This is a genomic window from Haliea salexigens DSM 19537 (assembly GCF_000423125.1).
In the GTDB taxonomy this organism is placed as follows: Bacteria; Pseudomonadota; Gammaproteobacteria; order Pseudomonadales; family Halieaceae; genus Haliea; species Haliea salexigens.
On sequence record NZ_AUHJ01000046.1, the window covers coordinates 1 to 6528 of the forward strand.

Below are 6528 nucleotides of genomic sequence, written 5' to 3' on the forward strand. Positions count from 1 at the left end.
CCGGCCTATCCCCGCAAGCCGTTCGAGAGTATCGAAGCAGCGCGCGCCTGGGTCTATGAGTTCGTTACCTGGTACAACAATGAGCATCGTCACAGTGCGATTAAATACGTGACGCCGGCACAGCGCCATGCTGGTCTCGATAGTGAGTTACTGCGGCAGAGGAAAGCAGTTTACGAAGCGGCGAAAGCCGCACATCCACAACGGTGGTCTGGCCCGACACGTGATTGGGAAAGGACCGACGAGGTCTGGCTGAACCCACCGAAAGAATTGTGCACTGAGAAACCATCATTGGCTAAGGCTGCATAATCAATGAACGCGACATCTTTGTTGACAAACACCGCTTCCTCGAAAGGACGGATATAGGTCGGCCAGCCGTCCGGTACTGCTGTCTGGGCCAAACGGTAATCTCAGGCGATAGCTGGTATTGCAGTGGATTGTGAGAGACGGGCGGAGTTGAGCCACATACCGGTCAATTTTCAATCCTTTTTTCGATCCCTGCCAAGTGGCGGTGGGTTTCAGCGATGAAATCTATGAACGCAACAGCTGAAGCCACAGCGAGCCGCGCATGGCGGGGCTGTAAACCGCGGTGCCGGCCATCCCTACCGTGCCCGGTTCCGTAAAGTCCTCGAAGTTGGGCTAGGTTATTGGTGAGTTGGGTGAGATTGCGGAGGATGAGGCGAATATTGTCCGCCCCTTTGGCTTCATCAGTTATTCCTTCGGGTACGAGACGTAGCTCCTTTGTCAGTTTTTTAGTCAAGTTACCTAAATCATCAGATTTGGTGAACGGTATCCCACGGTTAGAGAGAATGGTTTTGCAGCATGCCTCCACAAGTTCCTTAGAAGTACCTATGGCCAAATCTGGATCGCCGTCAATCGCGCGCTCCAACCGCTCAATGGCTTTTGCCATCCATCCGGCATCCAGTGCATCTGCTACAGTTCGCGCCCTTAGTACCGCACGATCACCGTTATGTGTGAGCACACGATGAGCAAAGCGTGGTCGACCAGCGATACGCTCTTCCTCATACAGCTCCCATCCACTCGGACGCAACTGGTCATTGAAATGACTAACCAACTTGAGTGCTTCATCCCTGTCCGGGCGTACTACCGGATTGACGGTTTCACAGAGGAAATTCAAGAATGGTTCTGCTGGACCGTCCAATAGTTTGAAGCGATCATCCGAGAATACCCAGTCTGGCTCCCAGTCGTCGTTGTTGATACAGTGCTGCCAGATATCGCCTGCAGCATCCTTGAACCGTGTATCAAAAGAAGGCAGTACCTGCAGGTCAAAAATCCGGCTCAGGAACTCGACTTCATCTAGCGTGCCATTCCATCTTGTACCCTCCAGACGAAGACCGTCTAAAATATTGACTCGCGCCTGACGCGGCAAACCCGTTTCTTCAACGCGCCATTCTTTCCTGTAGGCCCTGGCAGGCACTATTTTGGCCGAATACCAATCTTGCGTTTCAACCTCCAAGACCGTTTTTAATCGTGCTGTGACTTGCTCTTCCAATTGGGTTCGCCGAGCCCCTAGGTGCGCATATTCCTTCGGGGGTACTTCAAAGTACACGTCCCATATCGCAGTTCCCCCATTCCAGTTGTCATAGCCGGTCTGCTCCGACCGAGCAGGATACAAGCGCACGAGGTCCGCAGCGTCAACCATATCTTCGGCAATGAGCAACGCATGTACGGTCGCTAGGATTTGTTCTAACTCTGAATCATCCATTCCCAACAATTACTCATCAGCCCTTAACCAATTGGAGTTGTGCTCTGCGCGACACGGACTCATCGTTTCTAGTCCTTCCACCTCTCAAGGCATTCAACATGAGGCCGAAGGTCAACTCATTGATTTCATCCGGAAAAATGGAAAGCTGATGCGCTACATCTGTTTTACTTAATCCCTCTTCGCGTAAAGCGGAGAACACTTTTTCAAGAACTACTGACTTTTCGTGATTGATGCTCTCCGGTTCACTTGTCCTATAACCAGCTTGCGCCAACTGGATACACAAAGTCCGATAAGTCCAGTCAGAAGTCAGGCCTAAGGCATGTAGGCGGTAATTCAATGCGGCCACTGATACCGACCAATTTCTCTTATGTCGAATTAAACTGGAAAGTGTCGCTGATCTTGGTGCCATTGCCAGAACACTTGCTCTGGGCATAAGAAATGCTGAAGCAAAGGCATTAGCTTCACGCTCTAAATCTGGACCATGTGGCTGAGCATGTTGGTGAAGTACCAAGTGCCCCAACTCATGTGCGGCATCGAACCGGCAATGCTCTGCAGATTTAAAAGTGTTAAGGAAAACGTATGGGCGGCCACCTTTCCACATGGAAAAGGCGTCCACCTCTTTCGCATCAATCGCCAGCGAGAACACACGCACACCCTTCGACTCCAGCAGGGTAATCATGTTTTTGATGGGAAGTTCACCCAGCCCCCAATGTGCCCGCAGCATTTCCGCTGCGGCTTCAGGGGTTTGAGCCGAGAAATGGGAAGGGTACGCTTCTGGTTCCTTCGAATGCCGGTCTTTGTAACCGCCCGTATTAGCTCCTCCTTCCCTGCCCAAATCTGGAACATCGGGGTTAGGAAGTTCGAACCGGGATTCAATCCACTCGTTGAGTAATAACGCGACAGCACCAGCACCTAACGCTGAATCACGCTGGGACGCCGTCATTTTTGACAAGGATCGAAAACTAGCTACATCAGGGGTCGGAAATTCCGGATCGTCCCCAAAGAAAAACGCTTCGGGGAAGCGAAGAGCTTTTGAAATATTTTTGAGCGTGCCACTTTCTGGTTCCTGTGATCCGGCTTCATAGCTGGATACGGATCTTTCTGTTACTCCAACCTGCGAAGCCAATTCACGCTTTTTCATACCCCTGCGCTTTCGGGCAAGGGTTAGCCTCAATGGATTGAACATGTGAACCTCGTCATGCTTTACGACGAATATCGATTTCAATGTCCGGCCCATTGGGCGGATAAATTTCCACGAGCTCATCATCAAACGGAATGCTGTCAAGAATGATTCGCTCAGACCATTCTGATATTTTACCGTCTTCACCAATACTGGATGGGCGTGACAACTCAAGGCGAATTTCACCACGCACCGTATCGGTATGATGCATCAAAATCCAGGTTTGGTTCCCGGCTGAATCTTCTTTGGGATCCGGTAGCTTTTCAAACAGTTCCTGTTGACGGTTAGCTTCGATGGCGTCGACGGTATTCCGTCCCTTCTTGGATCGGTTAGAAGGATGTGCTGAAGGGATTCCAGTTGCTTCATCACCCGAAGCTACGGTTATAGCGAGTCCATGCTCCTCGTGAGCAGTCAGCGCAAATCCCCCAATTTCTTGACGGGTCCAGCCCAACGGACGCAGCTGTCCACGAAGAGCCGCAACAACTTCACCCCACATATTCAATCCGTGATAGATCGCCGGATGGTTGAGAGTGAGGCGCGTCCTTTGAAGATGTCCCTGGTAAACAGATTCCCGCAGAGCAGCCTCCGTAACACCGAGTTGATCGAGTCGGCTAGCAATCTCATCAGCATTTTCAACCAATACATTCGTGCCCATCGTGATCCAACCTACAGGTAGCTATGACTTCCGGTTATTCTCCCTCAAATGAGGTGGAATAACAAGAAGTTGAGAGCGGTGGGCGGCATGCATATTGTGACAAGACCCAACAATTGATGCGTGCCTTAAGGCCGGTGTAATGCCTATAGTGAAAGCCCAGATGTTCGGATCGACGCTGGTTCAATCCAGCGCGGCCATGCAACCACCCCGCTTTTCAGGAGGATTGGTGGTCTAACGAGTGCCTTCGGGGCATCATCGTATGCATAGGGAAGCGGTCGTTGCCTCCCATGTAAGAGGCGACATACACGGACAAAAAATCAGTGGTTGGTTTATCCTCTCTCCAATTGCGCTGTTATACCTGACCGTTGATGGCCGTTTCGAGTTGCCGCAGGCTTGCCAGTATGTCGGTAAAATCCGGTGTTTCCCCGAAGATCATGGTTTTCATGGCCCGGTAGTCCTTATTCAGGTCGCCCAGGACCTTGTCAGACGGCACCAGTTTCAGCGTTCCGGGTACTGCAAGGTCGTACCGGGCCCAGCCTCTTGGGTAGAAGCGCTGTTTGAATTCGACAACCGTATGTAGCAAGGCTATGTCATGCAACGCCGCCTCGGCGATGGGACTCGCCGCCAAACGGTGAACGTCATAATAGTGGCGGGAATAACGGCTGGGTTGGGGCTTGTCGTCCGGCCGGTGGGCCTCCTGGTGAAGGATCGTAATTTTCTCCCAGAAGGTGCGTTCGGCACTTATCACCGGCACCCTACAGTATGGCTCGCTGAACATTCTGGGGAACGCCTCGGCGGTATAGCTCTGTATGGTGTGCGTTTGGTGGGGCGTCCAGGCCGCCAGTGGTCCGATCTCGAGGCGTATTTCGGGGCGGAGGTAATCATCACTGAAGGCGGCCGGGTAGGTGATATTGATCACATGGGGTTCGTCCGGTGCGATGCTGCACTCGCATAGGTCACCCAGTACGGCGCGAATCTGCTCCAGTAGTCGTTGTTCGATGTAGTTGGCCGCGGCCGTATTGATGTCCTGGTTCAGGCGTTGCTGTTTTGTGCCCGAACGCTCAGCCAGGGGGTCCTCGTCGGCGACTGTGCGCCAATCCAGGATCAGGTCGATGTCTTCCGAGAAACGTTCGATTACTCCGAATACCTTAGATAGGCTGGTGCCACCCTTGAAACGCAACACTTGCTCAAGTCCCTCGTCCTGGAACAGTCGCGCCAGTGTGCGTGTGACCCAGAAATCCTTCTCCACTACGACGGGCGTTGTGCCGAGCACCGAGGCGGTTTCGCTGAATAGCTCCCGGCGTTGCTCGATACTGAACTGTGCCACCGTCTCCATTAGTCGGCCCTTTGGCAGATTTTCTTGATCAAGTCGTGGACCCAGCCGGTGACCTGACGAGTGTCCCGGGGGATTTGCTCGCGGTCCTTATCCGACAGCCGGGCTCGAACGGCCCCGATGACCGCGGCATCCACGCGTTCCCGCCCCAAGGCTTTCAGGGCGTGTACCAACAGACCGCTTTTGGGGTGCCTAAAGCCCACCTCTTTCAGCGCGGTTTGCTTGAACACCAACAGGGTTTTGCCGATGGTGTACTGTCGATCGGGGCCATCGGAGAGGTAAACCCAGCGTCCCGGGACCTGGGTAGACAGGCCCAGTAAGTTGAGAGCCGCATCGCCTGACGGTTGTATTCGCCAGTTGAATTTGCGACCCAAAGCATGGGCGACCTGGTCGATATCGGGGCTGAGCGGCTGTTGTAGGAGGTCGCTGAATTGGGGGTAGTCGTAGACGCCCCGGCACACGCGCCGGATGCGTCCCGACTTGCTCAGGCTCGACAGGGCCTGGTGGATGTTGCTTTCCCCGAATTCCGCCGCAAAATCAGTCTTGGTAAATGCCCAACCCCTACCGCGGCCATATATTCTGGAAATTATTTTATTTTCAATAGGTTGCATTATATAAGCGCACTTTAAATTTTCAGGAAAATTGGGTGTTTTTCCTGAAACAAGCATAGCATGAAGGATGGAGGAGGTTGATAGGGGCGACAGGTTCTAGCGGCGATTTGGTGAAAAAGCAGGCTTGGTGGCCTATACTGTGCGTCCTAAGGACGCACAGTATAGGCTACCAGCACTGGAATTTCAACTTCCACCCTGTTCCGCGCTGCCTGATGATTAACGCGGCAGAAAGCGGTATGGATGTATTCCCGTGCCGTGCATAGAGAAGGGCGAAAGAGGAGCAGGTGCGTTTGGAGATTCTCACCGCACTGGAAAATGAACTGGAGCAGCTACCACACGCGCTGGTGACGGAATACGAGCTCGGCGTGCTGGTGCATCGACTGTATCAGGCGAAAGTGTATCAGGGAAAGCCGCTTCGGCTGCGCAAGGCAATGGTGGACAATGCGGCCTATACGGGGTCCTAGGGATTTTGCCTCCAAATATTGCAAAAACCGCTGCAGGCCGCGCCAGCCGTGGTTTCTGGAGGCCCATTACTTATCGATTGTCGGCCGGTAGCCTTCAATCGATGCCATTAGATCCTCAAGTTTTGGCAATTCACCTGTCGGTGCGAATGTGTATCTACCCCGGAGGTTGATATTCTCCCAGGCTACAGGTGAGGCCCGCTTTACTGTTTCCAGAGACATTGCATTGCCTTGATCCTCAAAGCTGTCCAGCAGATTACTGAGCACTTTTGAGTTGAAGTAGATGATGGCATTTGCCACCAGTCTGGCACTTTCGTTCCAGATCTGGATCTCCTCATCGCTATTACCCCGGAATCGGTCGCCATTGACGTGGCTAATAGCCCGCCGCAGCTGGTGATAGGCTTCACCCCGGTTCAACGCTCGCTGCACGTGATTTCTAAGGCTGGCGTCGTCAATGTAGTTCAGCAGATATTGGGCTTTCAGCAGCCGGTTATATTCGGTCAATGCCTCCAGTAATGGGTGATTGTGCTTGTAACCGGATAGTTTGCGCACTAACCTGGCCTGG

General features: G+C 52.9%; 8 protein-coding genes. 2 read left to right on the plus strand and 6 right to left on the minus strand.

Annotation, left to right across the window (positions count from 1 at the left end):
* Window positions 1-306, plus strand: a 306-nt coding sequence (locus tag G533_RS24290; protein ID WP_144079958.1) for an integrase core domain-containing protein, incomplete at its 5' end; no start/stop codon positions are given.
* Window positions 307-469: 163 nt separating this feature from the next.
* Here the strand turns inward: G533_RS24290 and G533_RS22960 are convergent.
* From G533_RS22960 to G533_RS0118905, 5 genes are all read right to left on the minus strand, one after another.
* Complete coding sequence (locus tag G533_RS22960) at window positions 470-1723, minus strand: abortive infection family protein (RefSeq protein WP_035529202.1); 1254 nt, start codon at window positions 1721-1723, stop codon at window positions 470-472.
* Between the two features lie 16 nt (window positions 1724-1739).
* Window positions 1740-2990, minus strand: a complete 1251-nt coding sequence (locus G533_RS24295) for a helix-turn-helix domain-containing protein (RefSeq protein ID WP_338035415.1) — start codon at window positions 2988-2990, stop codon at window positions 1740-1742.
* Entirely contained in the window at window positions 2920-3558 is a 639-nt protein-coding gene (locus tag G533_RS22965) for a hypothetical protein (protein WP_035529204.1), read from the minus strand. Before G533_RS22965 ends, G533_RS24295 begins: the two co-directional genes overlap by 71 nt.
* 352 nt (window positions 3559-3910) lie before the next feature.
* The gene (locus G533_RS0118900) at window positions 3911-4894 is read right to left on the minus strand and encodes a nucleotidyl transferase AbiEii/AbiGii toxin family protein (protein ID WP_027951263.1); all 984 of its coding nucleotides are present in this window, start codon (window positions 4892-4894) and stop codon (window positions 3911-3913) included.
* Window positions 4894-5502 (minus strand): DUF6088 family protein, encoded by a 609-nt coding sequence (locus G533_RS0118905; RefSeq protein ID WP_027951264.1) that lies wholly within the window; start codon window positions 5500-5502, stop codon window positions 4894-4896. The genes G533_RS0118900 and G533_RS0118905 overlap by 1 nt, the downstream gene beginning before the upstream one ends.
* A 290-nt stretch (window positions 5503-5792) precedes the next feature.
* Between G533_RS0118905 and G533_RS24865 the strand changes: the two genes are divergently transcribed.
* Window positions 5793-5966: a hypothetical protein gene (locus G533_RS24865; RefSeq protein WP_158413447.1), complete on the plus strand. Its 174-nt coding sequence runs from the start codon at window positions 5793-5795 to the stop codon at window positions 5964-5966.
* A gap of 66 nt (window positions 5967-6032) precedes the next feature.
* Here G533_RS24865 and G533_RS0118915 read toward each other — a convergent pair.
* Window positions 6033-6528 (minus strand): Tn3 family transposase (locus G533_RS0118915; protein WP_027951265.1); only part of this gene is annotated, 496 nt, incomplete at its 5' end.

Coding starts and splice junctions, on each gene's coding strand:
- G533_RS22960 (WP_035529202.1), bottom strand. CDS start 1,723: ATGGATGATTCAGAGTTAGAACAAATCCTAGCGACCGTACATGCGTTG.
- G533_RS24295 (WP_338035415.1), bottom strand. CDS start 2,990: ATGATGAGCTCGTGGAAATTTATCCGCCCAATGGGCCGGACATTGAAA.
- G533_RS22965 (WP_035529204.1), bottom strand. CDS start 3,558: ATGGGCACGAATGTATTGGTTGAAAATGCTGATGAGATTGCTAGCCGA.
- G533_RS0118900 (WP_027951263.1), bottom strand. CDS start 4,894: ATGGAGACGGTGGCACAGTTCAGTATCGAGCAACGCCGGGAGCTATTC.
- G533_RS0118905 (WP_027951264.1), bottom strand. CDS start 5,502: ATGCAACCTATTGAAAATAAAATAATTTCCAGAATATATGGCCGCGGT.